10 protein-coding genes and 1 pseudogene are annotated in these 18,423 nt (G+C 69.0%); 7 read left to right on the forward strand and 4 right to left on the reverse strand.

Going from position 1 to position 18,423, the window contains the following annotated elements:
* Window position 1: 1 nt before the first annotated feature.
* The 3 genes from DFR50_RS25030 to DFR50_RS25040 all read left to right on the forward strand — a co-directional run bounded on the left by DFR50_RS25030 (window position 2) and on the right by DFR50_RS25040 (window position 8,742).
* Window positions 2–3,097 carry an efflux RND transporter permease subunit gene (locus tag DFR50_RS25030; RefSeq protein ID WP_113891999.1) on the forward strand — a complete coding sequence of 1,032 codons (3,096 nt, stop codon included), beginning with the start codon at window positions 2–4 and terminating at the stop codon, window positions 3,095–3,097.
* Complete coding sequence (locus DFR50_RS25035; protein ID WP_210209037.1) at window positions 3,094–6,393, forward strand: efflux RND transporter permease subunit; 3,300 nt, start codon at window positions 3,094–3,096, stop codon at window positions 6,391–6,393. The genes DFR50_RS25030 and DFR50_RS25035 overlap by 4 nt, the downstream gene beginning before the upstream one ends.
* Window positions 6,394–7,245: 852 nt before the next feature.
* A complete protein-coding gene (locus DFR50_RS25040) occupies window positions 7,246–8,742 on the forward strand; it encodes an efflux transporter outer membrane subunit (protein ID WP_245428126.1) in 1,497 nt (498 codons plus the stop codon).
* Here the strand turns inward: DFR50_RS25040 and DFR50_RS25045 are convergent.
* Window positions 8,734–10,821: a hypothetical protein gene (locus DFR50_RS25045; protein ID WP_113892000.1), complete on the reverse strand. Its 2,088-nt coding sequence runs from the start codon at window positions 10,819–10,821 to the stop codon at window positions 8,734–8,736. The genes DFR50_RS25040 and DFR50_RS25045 overlap by 9 nt on opposite strands.
* A gap of 459 nt (window positions 10,822–11,280) precedes the next feature.
* On the opposite strand from DFR50_RS25045, the gene DFR50_RS25050 reads away from it, so the two are divergent.
* Entirely contained in the window at window positions 11,281–11,736 is a 456-nt protein-coding gene (locus DFR50_RS25050; protein ID WP_245428128.1) for a RidA family protein, read from the forward strand.
* 125 nt (window positions 11,737–11,861) lie between these two features.
* On the opposite strand, the gene DFR50_RS25055 is transcribed toward DFR50_RS25050, so the two are convergent.
* The gene (locus DFR50_RS25055) at window positions 11,862–12,776 is read right to left on the reverse strand and encodes an AraC family transcriptional regulator (RefSeq protein ID WP_113892002.1); all 915 of its coding nucleotides are present in this window, start codon (window positions 12,774–12,776) and stop codon (window positions 11,862–11,864) included.
* 63 nt (window positions 12,777–12,839) lie between these two features.
* Here DFR50_RS25055 and DFR50_RS25060 point away from each other — a divergent pair.
* From DFR50_RS25060 to DFR50_RS25075, 3 genes and pseudogenes are all read left to right on the forward strand, one after another.
* Window positions 12,840–12,986 (forward strand): annotated as a pseudogene (locus DFR50_RS25060) (SDR family NAD(P)-dependent oxidoreductase); the annotation flags it as partial.
* A gap of 172 nt (window positions 12,987–13,158) precedes the next feature.
* A complete protein-coding gene (locus DFR50_RS25070) occupies window positions 13,159–14,481 on the forward strand; it encodes an MFS transporter (RefSeq protein ID WP_147262914.1) in 1,323 nt (440 codons plus the stop codon).
* 122 nt (window positions 14,482–14,603) lie between these two features.
* Window positions 14,604–15,986, forward strand: a complete 1,383-nt coding sequence (locus tag DFR50_RS25075; RefSeq protein WP_113892005.1) for a leucyl aminopeptidase family protein — start codon at window positions 14,604–14,606, stop codon at window positions 15,984–15,986.
* 1,459 nt (window positions 15,987–17,445) lie between these two features.
* Here the strand turns inward: DFR50_RS25075 and cyoD are convergent.
* Together cyoD and DFR50_RS33175 are read right to left on the reverse strand one after the other, a co-directional pair.
* Complete coding sequence (gene cyoD / locus DFR50_RS25085) at window positions 17,446–17,838, reverse strand: cytochrome o ubiquinol oxidase subunit IV (RefSeq protein ID WP_113892007.1); 393 nt, start codon at window positions 17,836–17,838, stop codon at window positions 17,446–17,448.
* Complete coding sequence (locus tag DFR50_RS33175; RefSeq protein WP_245428132.1) at window positions 17,835–18,338, reverse strand: cytochrome c oxidase subunit 3; 504 nt, start codon at window positions 18,336–18,338, stop codon at window positions 17,835–17,837. The genes cyoD and DFR50_RS33175 overlap by 4 nt, the downstream gene beginning before the upstream one ends.
* Between the last annotated feature and the right edge of the window lie 85 nt (window positions 18,339–18,423).

Consider the following 18,423-nt stretch of genomic DNA (forward strand, 5'->3'; position numbering starts at 1 on the left):
CGTGAACCCGTCCAGACTCTTCATCGACAGGCCGGTCGCGACCAGCCTGCTCATGATCGCCATTCTGCTCGTCGGGCTCGCCGGATACCGTTTCCTGCCGCTCTCGGCGCTGCCGGAGGTCGACTACCCGACCATCCAGGTCCAGACCTTCTATCCGGGCGCGAGCCCCGAGGTGATGACCTCGGCGGTGACGGCGCCGCTCGAGCGCCAGTTCGGCCAGATGGCGAGCCTCAGCCAGATGATGTCGGCGAGTTCGGCCGGCGCGTCGGTCATCACCCTGCGCTTCGGCCTCGACATCGGCATCGACATCGCCGAGCAGGAGGTCCAGGCGGCGATCAACGCCGCCGGCAACCTTCTGCCCGCCGACCTCCCCGCCCCGCCGATCTACGCCAAGGTCAACCCGGCCGACGCCCCGATCCTGACCCTCGGCGTGGCGTCCAATACGATGAAGCTCACCGAGGTCGAGGACATCCTCGAGGGCCGGATCGTCCCGAAACTGTCGCAGCTTCCCGGCGTCGGCCTCGTCACGATTTCCGGCGGACAGCGGCCGGCGGTGCGCATCCACGCCAATCCGCTGGCGCTCGCCGCCTACGGCGTCAACCTCGACGACCTGCGCACCACGATCGCCAATCTCAACGTCAACACGCCCAAGGGCAGCTTCGACGGGCCGTCGCAGTCCTCGACCATCAACGCCAACGACCAGATCCACGACCCGAAGGACTACCTGAAATCCGTCGTCGCCTACCGCGACAACGCGCCGATCCATCTGTCCGACGTGGCGAGCGTCGAGATCGGGCCGGAGAACAGCCGGCTCGCCGCCTGGATGAACACGACGCCGGCGCTGATCGTCAACATCCAGCGCCAGCCGGGCGCGAACGTCATCGCGGTCTCGGACGCGGTCGAGGCGATCCTGCCGACCCTGAGGGCGACCCTGCCGGCGGGCCTGACCCTCGAACCGCTGACCGACCGCACGACGACCATCCGAGCGTCGGTCAAGGACGTCGAGTTCGAGCTCGCGCTCGCGGTCGGCCTCGTCGTCATGGTGATCTTCCTGTTCCTCAGGAACATCCCGGCGACCGTCATCCCGAGCCTGTCGGTGCCGCTGTCGCTCGTGGGCGCGCTCGCGATCATGTACGCGTTCGATTTCAGCCTCGACAACCTGTCGCTGATGGCGCTGACGGTCGCGACCGGATTCGTCGTCGACGACGCCATCGTGGTGATCGAGAACATCGCCCGCCACCTCGAGGCGGGTGACAGCCCGTACGACGCGGCGGTGAAGGGCTCGGCGCAGATCGGCTTCACCATCATCTCGCTGACCGTGTCGCTGCTCGCGGTGCTGATCCCGCTGCTGTTCATGGGCGACGTGGTGGGGCGGCTGTTCCACGAGTTCGCGATCACGCTCGCCGCCACCATCGTGATTTCCGCCTTCGTCTCGCTGACGCTGGTTCCGATGCTGTGCGCCAAGCTCCTCAGGCCGACCGGCGGGGGCGAGGCGAGCGGCGGAAGACTGTTCCAGGCGCTGACCCGCTTCTACGCCGCGACCCTGCGGGTCGTGCTCGACCATCAGGGGATCACGCTCCTCGTCGCAGTCGGGACCTTCCTCCTGACCGGCTACCTGTACGTGACGATCCCGAAGGGGTTCTTTCCGATCCAGGACACCGGCGTCATCCAGGGCGTGACCCAATCGTCGGAGGACGTCTCGTTCGAGCGCATGGCCACGCAGCAGCAGGCGCTGGCGAAGGCGATCCTCGCCGATCGAGACGTCGCCAGCCTGTCGTCGTTCATTGGCGTCGACGGCGACAACGTCACGCTCAACTCCGGCCGGCTGCTGATCAACCTCAAGCCCGAGAGCGAGCGCAAGGCGACGGTCAGCCAGATCATCCGCCGCCTCGCGCAGGAGACCGCTGGCGTTCCCGGGATTTCGCTCTACATGCAGCCGGTGCAGGACCTGACCATCGACACCGCGGTCAGCGCCACTCAGTATCAGTTCACGCTGCAGAACCAGGACCTCGCGCTGTTGCAGGCCTGGACTCCGAAGGTCCTGCAACGGCTTGCGAAGGTCCCCTCGATCGTCGACGTCGCGAGCGACCTGCAGCCGAACGGTCGGTCCGTGTTCGTCGATCTCGACCGCAGCGGGGCCGCGCGCTTCGGCATCACCCCCGCGATCGTCGACAACGCGCTCTACGACGCCTACGGCCAGCGCATCATCTCGACCATCTTCACCCAGACCAACCAGTACCGGGTCATTCTCGACATCGACCCGAAGATGGCGCGCTCGCTCGATTCGCTCGACAACCTCTATCTGCCGTCGGCCTCGTCGACCTCGGGGCAGACGCCGCTGAACGCGGTCGCCAATTTCGTCGTCAGGACCTCGCCGTTGCAGATCTCGCATCTGAAGCAGTTTCCGGTGACGACGATTTCGTTCAATCTCGCGCCCGGCGCGTCGCTTGGGCAGGCGGTCGATCAGATCGACGCGGCGCTCGGCGACATCGAGCTTCCCAAGAGCTTCGGCGTCGCCTACCAGGGCGCGGCGCAGGCGTTCCAGTCGGCGCTCCAGAACGAGGTGTTCCTGCTCGCGGCGGCGATCGCGGCGATGTACATCGTGCTGGGCGTCCTCTACGAGAGCTTCGTCCACCCGATCACGATCCTGACCACGCTGCCGTCGGCCGGCATCGGCGCCTTGCTCACGCTCGAGGTCGCCGGCGCGGGTCTCGACATCATCGGCGTGATCGGCATCGTGCTGCTGATCGGCATCGTCAAGAAGAACGCGATCATGATGATCGACTTCGCCCTCGACGCGCAGCGCAACGAGGGTCTGGCGCCGCGCGAGGCGATCACCCGGGCCTGCCTGCTGCGGCTGCGGCCGATCCTGATGACGACGGTCGCGGCGATCTTCGGCGCGCTGCCGCTGATGCTGGGAACCGGCGTCGGCTCCGAGCTTCGCCATCCGCTCGGCCTCGCCATCGTCGGCGGCCTCGCGTTCAGCCAGGTCCTGACGCTCTACACGACCCCGGTCATTTATCTCTTCTTCGAGCGGCTCGGCGGACGCTTCGGCATGGGCGCGACCGGCGCGACGCTGGCGGCGGCGCCGACGTGAACAACCGCTTCTCCGAGATCTTTATCAGGAGGCCGGTGGCGACGACGCTGCTGACGATCGGCGTCATCCTCGCGGGCCTGCTCGGCTACCGGCAATTGCCGGTCGCGCCGTTGCCGCAGATCGACTTTCCGGTGATCTCGGTCCAGGCCAACATGTCCGGCGCGAGTCCGGAGACGATGTCGTCCTCGGTCGCAGCGCCGCTCGAGCGCCACCTCGGCCAGATCGCCGACGTCAACGAAATGACGTCGCAGAGCACGCTCGGCTCGACGCGCGTCATCCTGCAGTTCGGCCTCGACCGAAGCATTGACGGCGCCGCGCGCGACGTGCAGGCGGCGATCGTCGCGGCGCGGGCGGACCTGCCGACCAGCCTGCGCCAGAACCCGTCCTATCACAAGATCAATCCGGCGGACGCGCCGATCATGGTCCTCGCCATGACGTCGTCCGGCCACACCCCGGGCCAGCTCTACGACATCGCCTCCAACGTGCTGCAGCAGCGCCTGTCGCAACTGCCGGGCGTCGGCCAGGTCAACATCTCGGGCTCGGCGTTGCCGGCGGTCCGGATCGAGGTCAATCCGACGGCGGTCTTCCGCTACGGAATCGGCCTCGAGGACATTCGCGCCGCGCTCGCCTCCGCCAACGCCAACAGCCCGAAAGGCGCGATCGAGGACGGCGCCGCGCATTATCAGGTCTACGCCAACGATCAGGCGACGAAAGCCGCGCAATACCGCGATCTCGTGATCGCCTACCGCAACAACGCGGCGGTCAAGCTCTCCGACGTCGCCGAGGTCGTCGACTCGGTCGAGGACCTGCGCAACGCCGGCCTCGTCAACGGCCGGCCCGGGGTGGCGGTGGTCGTCTCCCGCCAGCCCGGCGCCAACATCATCGACGTCGTCGACGCGGTCCACGCCGAGCTGCCGCGCCTGATCGCGTCGCTGCCGGGCGACGTCGATCTCAGCATTGCGGTCGACCGTTCGACGACCATCCGCCAGTCGCTCGCCGACACGCAAAGGACGCTGATCGTCGCGGTCGTCCTGGTGATCCTGGTGGTGTTCGCCTTCCTGCGCAGCGTGCGCGCGGCGGCGATCCCGAGCGTCGCGGTGCCGACCTCGATCATCGGCACGTTCGGCGTGATGTACCTGGCTGGATTCAGCCTCGACAACCTGTCGCTGATGGCGCTGACGATCTCGACCGGCTTCGTCGTCGACGACGCAATCGTCGTGCTCGAGAACGTGTCGCGCCATCTCGAGGCCGGCATGGGGCGGCGCGAGGCGGCGATCCGCGGCGCGAACGAGGTCGGGTTCACGGTGCTGTCGATCTCGCTGTCGCTGATCGCGGTGTTCGCGCCGCTGATCTTCTTCGGCGGAATCGTCGGGCGCCTGTTCAACGAATTCGCGCTGACCCTGTCGGCGGCGGTGATGATTTCGCTCGCCGTCTCGCTGACGACGACGCCGATGATGTGCGCGCTGATCCTGCCGCGCGAACACACGCGGCGCCGCGGCCGGATCTATCAGGCCTCTGAGCGCGCGTTCGACGCAGCGCTCGGCTTCTATCGCGTCACGCTCCGCGTGGCTTTGCGCCACCCGGCGATCGTGGCGATGACGCTCCTCGCCACGATCTGGCTCAACTACGATCTCTTTCGCTATCACGTGAGCTACGGCCTGTTCCCGGTCCAGGACACCGGCCTCATCATCGGCGCGATCCAGGCCGACCAGAGCATCTCGTTCCAGTCGATGGAAAAGAAGTTCACCGAGTTGCAGACGATCGTGCAGGACGACCCGGCGGTCGCGAACGTGGTCGGCTTCACCGGCGGATTGCAGACGAACTCCGGCTTCATCTACGTGTCGCTGAAGCCCCAGGCCGTCCGCAAAGTCACAGCGGACGAGGTGGTCAACCGGCTGCGCGGCAAGCTCGCGCGCGTGGCCGGGGCGCGCCTCTTCATGATCGCGGTGTCCGATCTGCGCGCCGGCGGCCGGCAAAGCAATGCGGCCTACCAATACACCCTGCTCGCCGACGACGCGTCGCAGCTCGCCCAGTGGACGCCGAAGCTGACCGAGGCCTTGACGAAGAGCGAGATCATCAAGGACGTCAACTCGGACCAGCAGCAGGGTGGGCTCGAGACCGACATCGTCATCGACCGCGACACCGCGATGCGGCTCGGACTGACGCTGAGCGCGATCGACAACACCCTCTACGACGCCTTCGGACAGCGTCAGGTTTCCGTCATCTACAGCGCGCAGAACCAGTACCACGTGGTGATGGAGGTCGCGCCGCGTTACTGGCAGGACCCCGGCACGCTCGACGACCTCTACGTCTCGACCGCCGGGGCCAACCCGACCGGCTCCCAGCAGACCGGCCTCGCTGCCGGACTCTTCAAGTCCAGCACCGGCGCGCAGAGCACGGCGACGTCGATCGCAACGGACGCGGCGCGTAACCTCGCCACCAATGCGCTGGCCGCGAGCGGTCACGCGTCGGCCTCGACCGGGTCCGCGGTGTCGTCCTCGGTCGAGAAAATGGTTCCGCTGTCCGCCTTCGCCCGCGTCGTACCCGGCCACACGCCGCTCAGCGTCAACCACCAGGGCCTGTTCCCGGCCGCCACCATCTCGTTCAACCTCGCGCCCGGCAAGTCGCTGAGCCAGGCGCAGGCGGAAATCGACGACACGGTCCGGCGCATCGGCATGCCCTCGACCGTGCGCGGCGCATTCGCCGGGACGGCCGCCACCTTTCAGCAGTCGCAGTCGAGCATGCCGATGCTGTTCGGCGCGGCGCTGCTCACGATCTACATCGTGCTCGGCATCCTGTACGAGAGCCTGATCCATCCGCTCACGATTCTCTCGACGCTGTTCTCGGCGAGCGTCGGCGCGGCGCTTGCGCTGTGGCTGTCCGACACGCCGTTCACCGTCATCGCGGCGATCGGCGTGCTCCTGCTGATCGGCGTGGTGAAGAAGAACGCGATCATGATGGTCGACTTCGCGCTCGATGCGGAGCGGCGGCGCGGCCTCGACACGCGCGAAGCGATCGAGCAGGCTTGCCTGATGCGGTTCCGTCCGATCATGATGACCACCTTCGCGGCGATCTTCGGCGCGCTTCCCCTCGCCTTCGGAACGGGCGAAGGATCGGAGCTGCGCCACCCGCTCGGCATCACGATCGTCGGCGGCCTGATCGTCAGTCAGGCGCTGACCCTGTATACCACGCCGGTGGTTTTCATCTATCTCGATTCGCTTGGAAAAATGCTGGGGCGGCTGTGGAACCGATACTACCTGCGCGGAGCGCCCGCGCCTCTGCCGGACGCGCGCTGACGCCCGGGGCGCATCCGCGCGACCGGGACGCGGCCGCGAAGCCGGATATTTCTGATAATACAAATTGTTGAGAAAAAATATTGTGAAAAACTCGAAACCGAGGTAGGCTGATCCTTGCGCGACCCGACTGGATCCCCGATGCCTTTCCTGGCCCCCTCATGCCCGCAGCCGGATGGCGCCGAGCCCGCGCGGCTTTCCTCCCCCGTGGAGCGAAGCGGAACGGGGGATGGGGATCACCCGAGGGGCAGTGGCGGAGGCGAGCGCCATGGCGGTGTGTTTTTCGCCTCACAGGCCAGCCGTAGCGCCGCGCAACGGGAGGGTGCGCGTCTCGCGCACCCGGGCGGCGGGACGCCGCCCCTCCCAGCGCCCGCTCTGTCCGGCTCCTCGCGCGCAATCACCTCGGCGGCGCCGCAGGCGCTGGTTGGCTCCCAAGGTGGGCGCGAAGAACGCCGTCATCGCGAGCGAAGCGAAGCGATCCAGGGGCCGCTGGGCTGCTGTTGTGGCCCCTGGACCGCCACGTCGTCCTTCGCGGTTCGTCGCGAGCAGAAGACGGAGCAATCTTTACCGCAGGATGCAAGCGGCGGCGTGGATTGCTTCGTCGCTTTGCTCCTCGCAATGACGGGGTCGGCAGTCGCTTTTGGACGTAACTGCCAAGCCTGCGCCTCCCTCTCCTTCCGGGAGAGGGACAGCCGGGCGAAGCCCGGCAGGGTGAGGGCCCGGAACGCCGACGGTCGGCGTGGCGAACCCTCGCCTGGCCGCTTCGCGGCCTGTCCTCTCCCTCAGGGAGAGGAATTGCCCGCTGCCTGCGCCGACCGCCCCCGGCGCGGCTCGGAGGTTGCTTTTGGACAGATTTTGGCGCCCAAACCCCTGATATCGCTCGCGCGGCGCCAATCCTGCGCACGGCGTTCGACTCGGCTGTGGGGCGGGTCCGCCGCCGTCCTCGCCGCCGTCGCGCTCGCCGGCTGCGCGCCGGTCGGTCCAAACTTCCAGCAGGCCGCGGCGGTCATCTCGCCGCAGTACAAGGAGATCGCCGGCTGGAAGGTCGCAACGCCCAGGGCGGGCGAGCCGAAGGGCGACTGGTGGAACGCCTTTCGCGATCCGGAACTCAGCCGCCTCGAGGAGGCGGTGGCGATCTCCAACCAGACCGTCAAGGCGGACGAGGCCAACTACCGCGAGGCGCTCGCCCTGATCAACGAGGCCCGCGCCGGCCTATTTCCGACTGTCAACGGGCTCGGGTCGGCGACGCGCAGCGCAACCAGCGGGACCGCGCTCACGACGCTCTCCGCCGAGGCGTCGGGGTCGTGGACGCTCGACGTGTGGGGCGAAGTGCGGCGGGCGGTCGAGGCGCAGACGGCGGGGGCCGAAGCGAGCGCCGCCGCGCTCGCCAACGCGCGGCTCGCCGAGCAGGCGGCGCTGGCGCTCGCCTACGTCCAGGTGCGTCAGGCCGACTCGCTCGTGGACCTGCTGGCCCGCACCGTCGAGGAGTACAAGCGCTCGCTGACGATCACCCAGAACCAGTACAACGCCGGCACGGCGGCCAAGTCCGACGTGATTACCGCGCAGGCGCAGGTGCTGAACGCCCAGGCGCAGCTCATCGCCGCGGGCGTGACCCGCGCCCAGAGCGAGCATGCGATCGCGGTGCTGATGGGCCGTCCGCCCGCGGGGCTGACGATCTCGCACGGCGTCCTGGCGACCCGGCCGCCGTCGATTCCGGTCAGCCTGCCTTCGGACTTGCTGGAGCGCCGGCCCGACATCGCCGCGGCCGAGGAGACGATGCGGCAAGCCAACGCCGAGATCGGCGTCGCCTTCGCCGGCTATTTCCCGGCCGTGTCGCTCTCCGGTCTCGTCGGCTATTCCGGCAACCCGTTCGCCGCGCGCTACGGCCTCACGAACCCGGTCTGGTCGTTCGGCGCTTCGCTCGCCGAGCCGCTGGTCAACGGCGGGCTGACGGGCGCGCAGGTCGAGGCGGCGCGGCAGACGTACGACGCTCAGGTCGCGACCTACCGCCAGACCGTGCTCAACGCCCTCGGGCAGGTCGAGGACAACCTCGCCGCCATTCGCATTTATTCGCAGGAGGTCAAGGTGCAGGCGGAGGACGTGCGCATCTCCACCCAGGCGACCCAGATCGCGCTCAACGAATATCGCGCAGGCACTCAGGCCTTCACCGCGGTCGTCGTCGCCGAGGCGCAGCAATTGTCGGCCTCGGAGGCGCTGCTCTCGACCGAGGCCTCGATCCAGACCGCCGCCGTCAACCTGATCGTCGCGCTCGGCGGCGGCTGGAGCCGGTCGAAGCTGCCGGACGCCGCGGCGGACGCCTCGCCGATCGCCGCGGCGGCTGCGTCACACTGACGGGGCGTAGCGCCGGGCGACGGCGTCGGCGGCCCGGGCGTCGGCCACCGTCAAGGCGCCGATGTTGGCGGCGCGGGCGCTCCTGACCGCCGAGACGAGGCGCTCCGGGCCGTCGAACGGCTCGAGGTCGCCCCCGCCGTTGGAGAGGCGCCTGCGCATCGCCGACTGGATCTCCTCATCGGCGAAGGCGACCGCCAGCATCAGCGCGATCGCCGAACGCGAGGCGTTCGAGCAGCGCGCCAGCCGATAGGCGTTGAGGAAGCGCTTGGCCGCGCGCGCGGAATCGGCGGCGAGTGGGGCGAGCGCAGCGAGGAGCGTGGTCTCGGCGCTCGACAAAGGCTCCGTCAGCGCCTTCGCGACCGCCGGATCGGGCGCCGGCGCAGCCGGCTCGACGTCGGGCGCGAGCAGCCGCGCGATCAGGCGCTCGCCGGAGACGGCGGCGCGGCCGGGCAGGTTGACGACCGCCTGCAGCCACTTGTCGAGCCGCCGGCGCGCTTCCGTCGGGCCGCCGAGCGCGCCGACGAGGCGCGCTGGATCGAGCGCCAGAACCCCGACCGCGCCGGGACCGATGGCGCCCCGAGCCGCATCGATCCAGGCGATCGCGGCGGCGGGCGGCAGGGCGTCGAGGTTGTCGACGACGAACACCAGCCGCTCGGGCGCGCCCTGCGACGGTCCGGCGGCGATCCGCTCGCCGAGCGCCGCGAGGAAGCCCAGCGCGGCCGCCGTGTCGCCGTGGCGCGCGTCGAGGAAGTCGGGCCCCGGGGCCCGCGTCTGCGCCTTTCCGCGCACCCGATGGGCTGCGGCTTCCGCCCGCCTGGCCGCGGTGTCGGCGGCGGCCGACAGGGCCGCCACCCGCTGGCTGAGCCGGGCGACGCGGTCATCGAGATCACGGCGGCGGTCGCGGACGTCCAGATTGAGAAGCTGCGCGCCGCGCATGACGAGGGTCGCGAAGCCGACCGCGCGCCACAGGTTGAGCGCCAGCGCGAGGGCGCCGAGGGCGTAGAGGATCTTTGCCGCCGTCTCGAACCAGGAGCCGTGCGTCCTGATCCAATCGGTGGCTTTCAGGGTCGAGTTCGTGACCATCTCCCCTGCCGCCGTCGGGACCTGGACGGCGTCCATCGCCTGCGAACCGTGCATGAGATGAACGCCGAAGCCGAGCGCGAACGCGACGATCGCCCAGAACAGCAGCCGGCGCTGGCCGGAATAGGCCCAGACTGCGCGCAGCGCGACGCCGATCCGGCCGCCCGCGCCCATGCTCGCCACGTCCCGGACGAGGTCGCGGTAGCTCGCGCCGGCGTCGGTCCCGGCGAGGTCGAAGCGGCGCAGGCTCGCGTCGATCGCGCCGCGCCGAGATCGGGCGAACACGTCGACGCGCGATCCGGGGGTCTCGAACAGCAGCGCGTCGGGCAGACGGGCGCTGCGCGCCTCGGCCTCGTCGCGCTGGCTGCGCTCGGCTTCGAGCCGGCGGACGGCCTCCTCGTGCCGATCGGACGCCGCCATCGCGGCCCGCATCGGATCGCCACCGGCGTGAGCGGATTCGTCGAGGAGAGAAGCGTAATCGACGCCCTGCTCTCGGTCGAGCGCGGAATAGGCCGCGCTCGCCAGCGCGACCGCCGCCTCCGCGCCGCCGGTCGCCTCGACGTGGGCGACCACGACCCGCCCGAGCGCGCCGGCTGTGCCCGCGAGCTTCTCCACCGTCTGCGCCAGGCGCTTCAGCGCGAAACTCTTGCCGGCCCCCGCCGGGCCGGCGATCGCGGCCAGAAACGGCGTCTGCGCCGCGCCCGTCACGCAGAGCTGCGCCAGCGGCTGGACGATCGCCGCCGCCCCGAGAACATCCGCGCCGTCCGCGGCGTCGGACAGGAAGATCGGCGCCGCGGGCCGCTCGGCCGCAGGCGCCCTCGCCGGCGCTTCGGCGGGCGCGGCGCGGGGCGCGGGCGCATCGGCGGGCGCGACGAGCGGGGCCGGCTTCGCTGGCGCGCCGTCGCCGATCAGACGGATCCTGGCAGTTTGGCTGATCTCCGACACGCGTCTCTCCTCGACCCCGATCTCGCCGTTGAACCGTCCGCCCGGCTCGACCATGCGGAAGGCTCTCGCGGAGGCGAAGCCGGTCGCCGGTCAAAAGTCAAGGGTTCACATGCGACAGAAGTCGACGCCCCGCTTTGGGCCGCCGCGTCTCGTGGTCACGAGCGGCAATGTCGGGACCAATCGCCGGGGGACCGGCGATCCGTCCCCGCGTCCTTTGGTCCCGAGAGACGTCGGCCTCCGTCATGGTCGCGCGGCCCGTCTGTCGCCGCGGCTGACAACGAGCGCAAACAGGGCGCTGCGCAGGCCGGCGAGCGCCTCGACGAGACCGCTCTGGCCGTTGCCCGCGACGCCCGCGATCCCGACAATCTCGCCGCCCCTGACGTCAGGGCGACGCGATCGTACGTGGCTCAAGAGACGTCTGGAACAAGCTCGCCGGAGCAAATCGCCGTGGGCGATGGTCCCGGTTTGATGTTGGCGGCTCCACGCGCGCTGGTCCACGCCCGAAGCGCCCCCTTGACGCTCCTCCCCGCCTTGTCTAGTTCTCTTTTTGTTCGATTCTCAATTCAGGATGATCGCGATGCGCCAGCTGTCTCCCTCGTCCATTCGCCCCCCTTGGCGCGCTACAGCCACGGCGTCGCCGTGCCCGCGGGCTGCCGGATGGCGTTCGTTTCGGGGCAACTCGGCATCGATCGCGATGACCGGATTCCCGATACCAGCGAAGCGCAGGCCGATATCTGCTTCGCAAACATTGCGGCGATCCTGGCCGAAGATGGGATGACGATGGCGAACATCGTCAGGCTGAGCGTCTATGTGACGGCCCGCGAGCACATGGATGGTTACAGGCGTTCGCGCGACCGCCAATTTTCGGGGACGCCGCCGACGTCGACGCTGATCGTCGCGGCCGGCTTGGTACGGCCGGAATTTGTGATCGAGATCGAAGCCATCGCAGCCGCCCCCGAACAGGGATGATTTGCGTCGCATGAACCCGGGCCCTGCCCGGCAGGACCGGTTCTCTTAGAATCAGGTCCGGGCTCCCGAAAGTCTCCTCGAAACGGCTCGCGAGCGATCACCGCATCTGGGCCGGAGGCGCTTCGTCAGTCTGGGGCGCGGCGCGGCGTCGTTGCGAAAGCGCGGCGGAAGGCGTGACCGAACGCGCTTTGCGACGCATAGCCGACGCGCATCGCCACGCTTCCGACACTGGCCTCGCCCCGGTCGAGCAGCGCGCGGGCGCGCGCCAGGCGCCAGGACCGGACGTAGGCGAGCGGCGGCTGTCCCACCATCCTCGTGAAACGAGCGGAGAAGGCCGACCGCGACATGCCGGCTTCGGCGGCGAGGCGCGCCACCGTCCAGGGCTCGGCGATGTCGCTGTGGACCAGCGCGAGCGCCCGGCCAAGGCGCAGATCGGCGAGCGCGCCGAGCCAGCCGGCAGGCGCTTCGCCGCTCGCGCAGGCCCGCAGCGCCTCCACCAGCAGCACCTCGGCGAGACGGGCGGCGACCGCCCCCGCTCCCATCTCGGCGCGCGTCATCTCCGTGTCGAGCAACGCCAGCACCGCCGTGACGCTCGCCGCGCGGACGGACGCGCTTGGCGCGACCGCGAAAACCGGCAGCATGTCGAGCAGGACGCCGGCGCTCGCGCGAGAGAGCGCAATCCCGCCGCCCAGCATCACCGTCGCCTCGCCGCCGAGCCGCAGCGAGCCTTGCCCCGCACCGTCGAGCAGCGACAGGCCGTCGACCGCAGGCAACTCCGGATTGCTGGCGACCGTATAGGCGGTGCGCCCGATCAGGCAGACGTCGCCGGCGGACAGGCGCTGACGCCCCCCGACCAGGGTTTCGATCCAGCACACCCCCTTCACGACGGCGACGAACTTCAACCGATCACGAAGCGGAAACGCCAGCGCCCAATCGCCGTCCGCCTCGAGCCGTTGCGGGCGCGTCGCGCGGGCGTCCAGCACCGCGAGCACATCGGACAGCGGATCGAGCGCAGGCGTGGACGCGGGCGACAAACTCATGGCGGCGCCAGCATAGCTCGTCCCCGCCGGGACCCCTAAATTCCGGCCTGAAGGAGAGACGACATGCGGGAATCGAACAAGGTGGTCGCGATCACGGGCGCCAGCAGCGGCATCGGGCGAGCGACCGCGCGATTGCTGGCCAGTCGCGGTTACACGGTGGCGCTCGGCGCGCGGCGCGAAGACATCCTCGCCGCGCTGACGTCCGAACTGAGGAACGATTGAAGGGCGTCGCAATCGCCCCGGACGCCATCGCGCGTGGCATCCTGTTTGCGCTGGAGCAGCCGCCCGACGTGGATGTGGGAAGCATCGTCATCCGGCCGACGGCGCAGGACTGAGCGGCCGGGCGGAGGGCGACACGACGCAGGAGGCGCGGGCCGCGCCCGTGGGCTTTTCCCTTTCGCGACCAACCGTGTATCGGCTCATCGGCGAAGCGATCGCGAACCGGATTGGGCCGATGTCGAAACGTCTGGGCGGTATCGGCGAAGCGTTCGCCGACAGGAATTTCCGGATTTACTCGATTGGCTCCGTCACGTCGTGGATTACCTACTTTGTTCAAGAGATCGCCTTCTCGTGGACGGCGTGGGAGGTCACGAAATCCACCGCCTGGCTCGCGGTCGTCGCGGGTCTGACGACGCTCGCCACCATCCTGTTCATTCCCGTCGGCGGGGTGTTCGCGGATCGATACGATCGTTTCACCATGGTGCGCATCGCCTACGGGTTCGATCTCGTGAAGGCGATGATCCTCGCCATCCTCGCGGCGACCAACTCGATCACCCTATCCATCATCTGCGCGGCCGCGTTCGCCCACGGGCTGATCCACAGTTTCAGCATACCGGCGTCCTACGGCATGATGCCGCGCTTCGTAGCAAAGGATCGACTCGCGTCCTGCATCGCGGTGAGCGCGGCCTATACGCAATTCGCGGTCTTCGCTGGCCCAGCGCTGGCCGGATGGCTGTTGGTCCACTGGGGCATTGCTGTAGCGTTTTTGACAAACGTGCTTGGCTACATCCTGTATTTCGTCACCACACTATTCCTGGTCACGCCCGACGGCTACCAGCAGGACAGGGCGCCGAGGCAATCGATCCGCCAGGATATCCTGGTCGGCATATCCTACGTCGCAAGCCACAGGGGTCTGTCGGCGTTGCTCTTGCTCATCCTGGCCGGGGATTCCGTGTCCTCCGCCCTTTACCGGCTGATGCCAGCCTACTCGTCCACCGTGTTGGCCGGGGGGGCCGGGACCATGTCCGCGCTCTATGGCGCTGCGGGACTCGGGGCCACCCTGGCGGCTCTGTGGCTGGCGCATGGCGGAGCGGCCGGCGCGACGCCGGGACGGGTTCTCTGGGCGTTGCTCGGCCTCGCCGTGTCGGCCCTGCTGCTCGCGGGATCGATAACGCTCGCAATGGCGCTTCTTGCGATGCTCCTGTTCGGCTTCTCGCAGGAGACCCGGCGAACCGGGACGGTTTCGATCATGCAAGCCTCGGTTCAGGACTCGCAAAGGGGGCGTGTGCTGTCCTCGCTGTTTCTGTTTACGCAAGTGGCGGGCGGCCTCGGCACGATCATTGTCGGAACATCGGCCCAGGCGACAGGGTTGCGGCTGCCGATGCTGGTTTCCGGCCTGCTCGTGGCTGTCGTCTGGTTCATCACCTTTGGGCGGCGAGAGACGATCGCCGCGTCGTTCGCCCGGAAGAGCGGGCGTAATCAGTGACTTCGGACGCCGGTCTGCGATCTCGACTCAAACCGCGCCGCTCGAATTTCGAGCCGGGACCTGCCAGCCGCCGCCGAATCCGTGGTAATGCGATTGATCCCCTCACGTGATGGAGTCCGGCCTTGCCCCGTTTCGCCGCCCCGACGCCCAGCGCCGTCCCGGTCTGGTTGGCCGCGCCCGGCGCGTGGGACGCGATTCAGGCGTCGATCGGCGCGACCGCTGCAGCCTTCGCGCAAGCGTGCGGATTCAAGGCGAAGCCGGGACAGATCCAGCTCCTGCCGGGCGAGGACGGCCGGCTCGCGGGCGCGCTGTTCGGCGTGGAGGCCGAGGGCGTCGGGCGCGACCCTCTTGCCGCGGGGAAGCTCGCCACGAGCCTGCCCGAGGGCGTCTATCGCTTCGCCAACCCGCCGGCCGATGCAGCCCTCGCCGCGCTCGGCTTCCTGATGGCGCTCTACCGCTACGACCGTTTCAAGGCCGACGCGGCCGGCAAGCCGCGGCTGGTCGCGCCGGAGGGCGTCGACGCCGACCGGATCGAGCGGATCGCCGAGGCGGTCGCGTTCGGGCGCGACCTCGTCAACGCGCCCGCCAACGTGCTCGGCCCCGGCGCGCTCGAGCAGGCGGCGACGAGGCTCGCCGACGACTTCGGCGCCGAGGCCCGCGTGACCCGCGGCGACGATCTCATGGCCGCGAATTTTCCGCTCGTTCACGCGGTCGGGCGCGCCGCGGCTGAGGCGCCGCGGGTGGTCGATATCGCCTGGGGCCGGCGCGACGCGCCCAAGGTCACGCTGGTCGGCAAGGGAGTCACGTTCGACAGCGGCGGCCTCGACATCAAGCCGGCCTCCGGCATGGAATTGATGAAGAAGGACATGGGCGGCGCCGCGACCGCGCTGGCGCTCGCGCGCCTCGTCATGGAGAGCGGCCTCGACGTGCGGCTCCGGGTGGTGACGCCGATCGTCGAGAACGCCGTCGCAGGGGGCGCGATGCGGCCCGGCGACGTGATCGTCAGCCGCAAGGGCCTCGCGGTCGAGATCGGCAACACCGACGCGGAAGGGCGGCTGATCCTCGCCGACGCGCTCGCGCTCGCCGACGAGGACGCCCCGGACCTGATGATCGATTTCGCGACCCTGACCGGCGCGGCGCGGGTGGCGCTCGGCCCCGACCTGCCGCCGTTCTACACCGACGACGACGCGCTGGCCGCCGCGATCGCGGACGCCGCCGCCCGCGCCCGCGATCCCATGTGGCGGATGCCGCTGTGGCGGCCGTACGAGGCGATGATCGACGGGACGGTCGGCGACGTCTCCAACTCCGGAACCGGCGCCGGCATGGCGGGTTCGATCACGGCGGCGCTGTTCCTCCGGCGCTTCGTCGACAAGGCGAAGGCTTGGGTCCATTTCGACGTCTACGCCTGGAACCCGAAGGCGCGCGCCCACGGCCCCGCCGGCGGCGAGATCCAGGCGGCGCGCGCCCTGTTCGAGCTCTTGAGCGAGCGCTATCCGAAGCGGTGAGCGCCGCGGCTGACGCCGTTGCGGCGTCGCGGCCGCCGACCATGCCGACACCCGCGCGCCGGGCTCCGCGCGCCGTCGTCGGCCGGGACCAGGAGTTCGACTTCGAAAGGCGCCCGCCTTCGATGGGCTCCGGCGGCCCGGCCCGGTGGCGGTTCCGGCTGGCGGCGGCCGGCGTGCAGGTCTGGCAGGCGGCGCACCTTTTCAGGGACTTGGGCGCCCAAACCTGTCACTTTGTTACTTTGTAACTGCCAAGCCGGCGCCGCCCTCTCCCTTGGGGAGAGGGACAGCCGGGCGAAGCCCGGCAGGGTGAGGGCTCGGAACGCCGACAGTCGGCGTGGCGCACCCTCACCTGGCCGCTTCGCGGCCTGTCCTCTCCCTGGGGGAGAGGGCGGCGCCGGCTTGGCAGTTACGTCACTTTTTTGCTTCTTCACTTTGCGACGCCCGAGGCGGTTGTTCGTGAGGAGCCGGACAGGGCGCCCCCTGGGACGGGCGGCGTCTCGCCGCCCGGGCGCCCTCCCAATGCGCGGCGCGACCGCCGCGCATCGGCACGGAGGGCCTTGGCGATGCTTCGCAGCGAGACCAGCGCGATGGACGAGCGGATGCGATCCATCGTTGCTGCGAGCGAGGAGGATGCGGCGCCGAGCGCGACTACAAGAGCGCCGGCGCCGGGAATCGGCGCGGTTGCCGCCCCGAACGCGTCGAAGGAGGCAGGCGCGAGCCCGCGCACTCGGATGTCAAACAACCTGCCGCGTTCGCGGGAAGCGAGTCGCGGCCAATCAGAACACCATAACCCGTATTTCTGTTTTTCGCAACACTTGGCTATCGACACATTTCGCCATCGACACTATCGACACGCTTGGCTGTCGACACACCCGGCTTCGAGCGCGCCGCCGCCGCGAAATCTCTTCGGCGCCGCATCCGAGCCCCGCGGCTCGAAGCCATCATGGCGAAGGCCCCATGATAGGGGCGCCTCGCGAGCCGGGCGCCTTGCGGCCGCGGCAAAGCTCCGCGGCGCGAAGGCTCGAGTCACATCCGCTTGCCGATCTCGACGAAGAGCCAGCACCCGAGCGCAATGCCGGCCGGCCAATAAACGTAAGTCGAAATCACCGCTTCAGGCATTGAAGTCCTCCAGAGCGTGTCGCCGGGTCAAGGATCGATCGAGCCGGGTCGGTCAGGACCGGCGGAGCCGCCGGGTGAGAGCAGAGCGTGAACTCCGATCGGCCGAATCAGCATAATCACAGCAATCTGAAAAAATTGGCCAGCCTCTATGCCTGAGTCAATCCCGGACATCCGTCAGCACAGGCTGCCGAACGGGTCCGCTCTCGGGCTCGACGCAACGCTTCATCCGCTACCGCCTCCTGACTTTAAGGTAATTCAAATTGTGGTGATACCATGACGCGCTTTCGCCCGGCCGCCGGATGTCTGATCGAGGCGAGGTCCCTGGCGCGGTTCGTCGCGACTACTGCGTCCGCAGATCCATCATCCCGCCCGGCAGGCTCATGTTGGCGTCGAGGTGGGCCATGATCCACACCGAGCCGGCGATGACGAGACCGACGATCAGCGCGCCGAAGGCGAGCGCCAGCACGTTGTTGGTGTTGTCGGGCCCAGTGGTGATGTGCAGGAAGAACACGAGATGCACCCCCATCTGGGCGATCGCGAGCGCGGCGAGCCCCATCAGCACGCCCGGCCCGTAGAGGAGCGCGGTGCCGCTCGCCACCCAGAACGAGGCGATGGTGAGGAGGGTCGCGAGAAGGAGCCCGATGCAATAGTTGCGCACCGCCTCCACCGCCGAACGCTCGCCGAAGTCGCCGCCTTCGCCCGGCGCCGCGTCGCGCCCGTGATGCTCGCTCATGTCAGCGTCCCCAAGAGATAGACGTTGGTGAAGATGCCGATCCAGATGATGTCGAGGGCGTGCCAGAACAGCGCAAAACACATCGTGCGGCGCAGGATGCTCGGCTGGAAACCCTTGGTGAACACCTGCGCCATCATCGTGCCGAGCCAGAGCAGGCCTATCGAAACGTGCAGACCGTGGCAGCCGACGAGGGCGAAGAAGGCCGACAGGAAGGCGCTGCGCTGCGGTCCATTGCCGTCGGCGATCATCCGGGCGAACTCGTTGAATTCGAGCGCCAGAAAGCCCGCGCCCAGCAGGCCGGTCACGAGGAGGCCGATCTGGGTCCAAAGCATGGCGCGCACGCCGAGCGCGATCATGGCGAGGCCGCAGACGAAGCTCGACAGGAGAAGCAACGCCGTCTCGACCGCGACGGTCTTCAGGTTGAAGAGCTCCATCGGCCCCGGTCCGCCGGCGGTCGCGCGCGACAGCACCGCATAGGTCGAATAGAAGGCCGAGAACATGACGAAGTCGCTGAGGAGGAAGATCCAGAAGCCGTAGGCGGTGACGATGCGCTTGGGCGCCGGACCCCGGTCCCGGTCGGCGCTC

Source organism: Roseiarcus fermentans (assembly GCF_003315135.1).
Taxonomy (GTDB): domain Bacteria; phylum Pseudomonadota; class Alphaproteobacteria; order Rhizobiales; family Beijerinckiaceae; genus Roseiarcus; species Roseiarcus fermentans.